Source organism: Xanthomonas vasicola (assembly GCF_000772705.2).
GTDB classification, from domain to species: domain Bacteria; phylum Pseudomonadota; class Gammaproteobacteria; order Xanthomonadales; family Xanthomonadaceae; genus Xanthomonas; species Xanthomonas vasicola.
The window spans coordinates 1-3488 of record NZ_JSBW02000082.1 but is presented as its reverse complement, the minus strand read 5'-3'; the positions used below and the strand labels follow the sequence as shown (position 1 = coordinate 3488).

The window sequence follows — 3488 nt, the reverse complement described above, 5'->3', positions numbered from 1 at the left end:
CCGGTCAGGTCTACGCGTTCGTAGGTGTCAAACGTCATTGTCCAGTCCGCTTCCTGTGGAGGGACCAGCAGTGATAGGCCGCCAGGGCGCACAGGAGCGTCAATGTAGCGACTTCGCATAATGTATATTATGTCAAGGCGTTTATGCACTTGTTGAGCTCGTTTGCTGCTACGCTCACACCGTGGCGGCGACGATGGCAAGCCGAATGGAGATCGGTGCATGCGTAATCGAAAACTGACCGGCCAATGGGCCGGTTTTTCGTTCCAGAACGGATACCTCATTACGCCAGAGGGCCGAGCCATGGAACCGTGGCAGCTGAGCTACCTATCACTCACCTGCGATATCGCACGCGAGTGGACGAAGATGATGGATGAGGGACGGTCGAAAACCCGGCCTAAACGTCCGGCCAACGTCATTTTCATTAGGGATAGGTTCAGAAAAAAGATTGAAACAAAGCCCGGTCCTCAAGTGGTGGCGACCGGCTTTGCGGCGGAATGCGCAGGATCATCGTTGCCGAAGGCGCGGAAACGTAAAGGCCGCGTATGAGGCGTTATCCGTAGGGGCGATGCCCCTACACCCCTACAATGCCTGCTCATCGTCATTGGGGACCGTATGAGCTACAGACCGCAGAACAACCACGATGGGCTTTGGTGGGAAATCGCCCTGGGCATCTTTGTAGGTCAGCTGATGACAGCAGCCTTTGCAGGCATCGTAGCGCTGTGCCTGGGCTACTTCACATTCCGAAGCGTCAGCGCAGGATCACCGACACCACTACCACAACGGCTATACACGCCCCGCTCCCAGCACGCAGCGCCGGCAACGCTGCAACTACGGCCGTTGGAATCGGACGAACGATGCATTCAACACAAGCGTTTCCGGCGACTGTCGAACGGGTGGCAGGAATTGCCGAACGATCCGTGCTAAATCGTGACGCGTCACGAAACTACATGTCCAACGTGGTAGCCGGCGTGCTTGTGGTCGTCTGATAGGGCTTGCTTTCCGGGAACGTGCCGAGGCTGCGCGGAACATGCCCAATCACACCGCTGCTTTGGTGATCGCGATCAGCGCCACCGGCGTCACTCCCTGCGGTCGCAACGCCAGCAGCGCCGTCGCTCTTGCCATCAGGCGAGGTGTTATAGAGCCGTGGATCCTGCTCGCGCACCGGCTCGCGCCACGGCCACGCCGTCGCCACCACTGTGTGCTTGCCCGCAACAAGCCGCACACCATATGGCTGCACCGTGGCATCGAAGCCCAATGCGCGAAGCTGGCCAAGGTCCAGTTGCTCAAGCACGACATTTGACGTGTCAATCCACTGGAGCCACGCACGATCATGACCGCCAACCTGCGCAATGGCGGCAACACGAATGCGCCCCTTTGCGGCGAGCTCGATCACATAGCGCTGTTCCGGCGTCAGATCGGCGAGCGGATCAGCCACAACCGCCGCAACGGCCTGCTGCCCAGGTGCGGACACCAACTCGCCCGGCTTGAAGACCTGCCCGACCGCTGGCGTCGATGACGGACCAGCAACAGCGGCATGCGGTGGCTGTTTGCCCTTGTTGAAGTAGCTGGCGAAGAAATAAAGCCCGACGCCGCCAACGACCAGAAAAATCACGGCGCGCACCGCCATCGCGGCCCACACGTTTTTGCCGCCTTCTTCATAGACCTCGGTGTTTTCCGCACCAGGCGCATAGCCGTCATACAACGGAAAAATCGCCGAATCGTATTTGAGCGTCTGGCCGCCCACCTTCTCGAATTTTCCGGGCGAGGTGGTGTGGAAATACGTCACGCGGTACCGGCTTTTCATGCCGACGGCAGTGAGCTTCTGGAACGTGTTTTTCTTCTCGATACGCGCCTTGACCGCCGAGTGAAGGCGGTTAATCCACTGCGTCATGATGACCGCATCGCCACCGTTCTGACCGAGCAGCGCCCAGAAATTCTCGACAGCCGGCTCAAGCGGCTTGCGCTCGTTGACGTAGAACTCGTGGACCTCATCGATCACCACAAGCGCATCCTTGAAGTCATCGGGGATACACCACTTGCCCGACTCATCTTGGGTGCATGCGAACAGCTTGGCCACGTCCTTCGTATCGACCAGCACGAGCAGATCGCGCACGTCTTTTTCCTGCATGCCCAGGTGCTTGGCAATGCGGTCATGACGCAAACCGTTGAGACGTGCGAACACACGCCGACCCTTCTTGATCGCCGGCAGGATGTGATTCTTTACGGCGTCGTAGCTCTTGCCGGCACGCGGCACGCCTTCGTTGAAAACGAGCATCTCACCAGATCCCAAGCGTCAAAACGCGACGCAGCAAGTAGAAAATCATCGCAGCGCCAATGGCGACCAGCGAAGGCCCAATCATGAAAACGTCAGCAAACCACAAAATCGTGCTGCCCGCATTTCCCAACATGCCGCCAATGCTCTGGCCTTTCATGAAATCCGGCATCGGCAGCAAGTTCATCACGTAGAGAACCGCCGAGAGCATCTGATCGAGCCACATCACAAACAGGTCGCCAATGAAATCGGCGAACGCCTGCCAGATCAATTTGACAGCCTTCCAAATCCATGCAGTTAGATCACTCAACCAACCAACTTGCATACCGTGCCCCTTATGTCACAGCGATGCGCATAGCCGCATACGCGGCAATCGCCAAAATGACCCACCCACACGCGCGCAGGAAACCAAGAAACGTACCGCTACAGTGAAAATCAATCGTCATGGCATCCCAGAACCTAGACGCACCCAGGGTAAACACGGGACACGATCCGCCAGACGGAACCGTCATAAAACTTGCGATGCCACCGGCTATCGGAGTAGCGCGCACCTGCGCTGCGAACTTGGACACGACCGACTCAACTGTCTTGTCGCTCTTGGTGTACAGATCACCCATCGGTGCACCCGCGCCAGGATCATCGCCGTCGCCATCGCCATCGCCGTCACCACCACCAGAACCGCTATCTGACCCTTTGCCGGTACCGTCGCCCTTACCGGAACCGTCCTTGCCATAGGTGCTATCAAACGTGGTGACGTTGGAATTGGTGGTGACGCCGCCTCTCGTTTCCGAGGACGCGCCCTGCCCTGTGACCTTCCAGTCGCCACCATTAGACGGCGCATCCTTCGGGGCATTGATCGCCGCGTTCTCCGGCGATTTCGTTGCGGCCTGATTGTTGTTATCGGCCTTCTTGACACCCGACTCACCGGGAGACCAACAAAACTGTTTGCCGGTGGAAGCGGTCGCACACTGCTTGCCATCGCTACGAATGCACATCGTGAGCGTACCGGACTGCACGCAATCCTGATCCTTCACACCCTGCCCTGTGCCATCGCCGTAGCTACACGTTGCACCGGTAGGCTTGGCACCAGCCAAACTGAAATAGGTTTTGCCGCCCGCGCTAAACGTATCAGCGGAGGTAGCAGGCCCCATAGCACAGCCAGCATTGCAACTTGCACCATTACCCAATGCTGACCAACCGGATGTTGACGACGGCC

Annotated in this window: 4 protein-coding genes and 1 pseudogene; 2 read left to right on the top strand and 3 right to left on the bottom strand. The window is 58.2% G+C overall.

The annotated features are described in order from the left end of the window. The first annotated feature begins 219 nt into the window (after positions 1-219). Together NX05_RS23195 and NX05_RS23190 are read left to right on the top strand one after the other, a co-directional pair. Positions 220-546 carry a DUF3653 domain-containing protein gene (locus NX05_RS23195; protein ID WP_039434274.1) on the top strand — a complete coding sequence of 109 codons (327 nt, stop codon included), beginning with the start codon at positions 220-222 and terminating at the stop codon, positions 544-546. 66 nt (positions 547-612) lie between these two features. Continuing rightward, the gene (locus tag NX05_RS23190; RefSeq protein WP_080764491.1) at positions 613-924 is read left to right on the top strand and encodes a chloride channel protein; all 312 of its coding nucleotides are present in this window, start codon (positions 613-615) and stop codon (positions 922-924) included. Positions 925-943: 19 nt separating this feature from the next. Here NX05_RS23190 and NX05_RS18935 read toward each other — a convergent pair whose 3' ends face one another. The 3 genes and pseudogenes from NX05_RS18935 to NX05_RS18925 form a co-directional block, all read right to left on the bottom strand. Next, positions 944-2275, bottom strand: a complete 1332-nt coding sequence (locus NX05_RS18935; protein WP_053012887.1) for a zonular occludens toxin family protein — start codon at positions 2273-2275, stop codon at positions 944-946. Between the two features lies 1 nt (position 2276). Then, a complete protein-coding gene (locus NX05_RS18930; RefSeq protein WP_039445518.1) occupies positions 2277-2597 on the bottom strand; it encodes a hypothetical protein in 321 nt (106 codons plus the stop codon). Positions 2598-2607: 10 nt separating this feature from the next. Then, positions 2608-3488, bottom strand: a pseudogene (locus NX05_RS18925) (hypothetical protein); the annotation flags it as partial.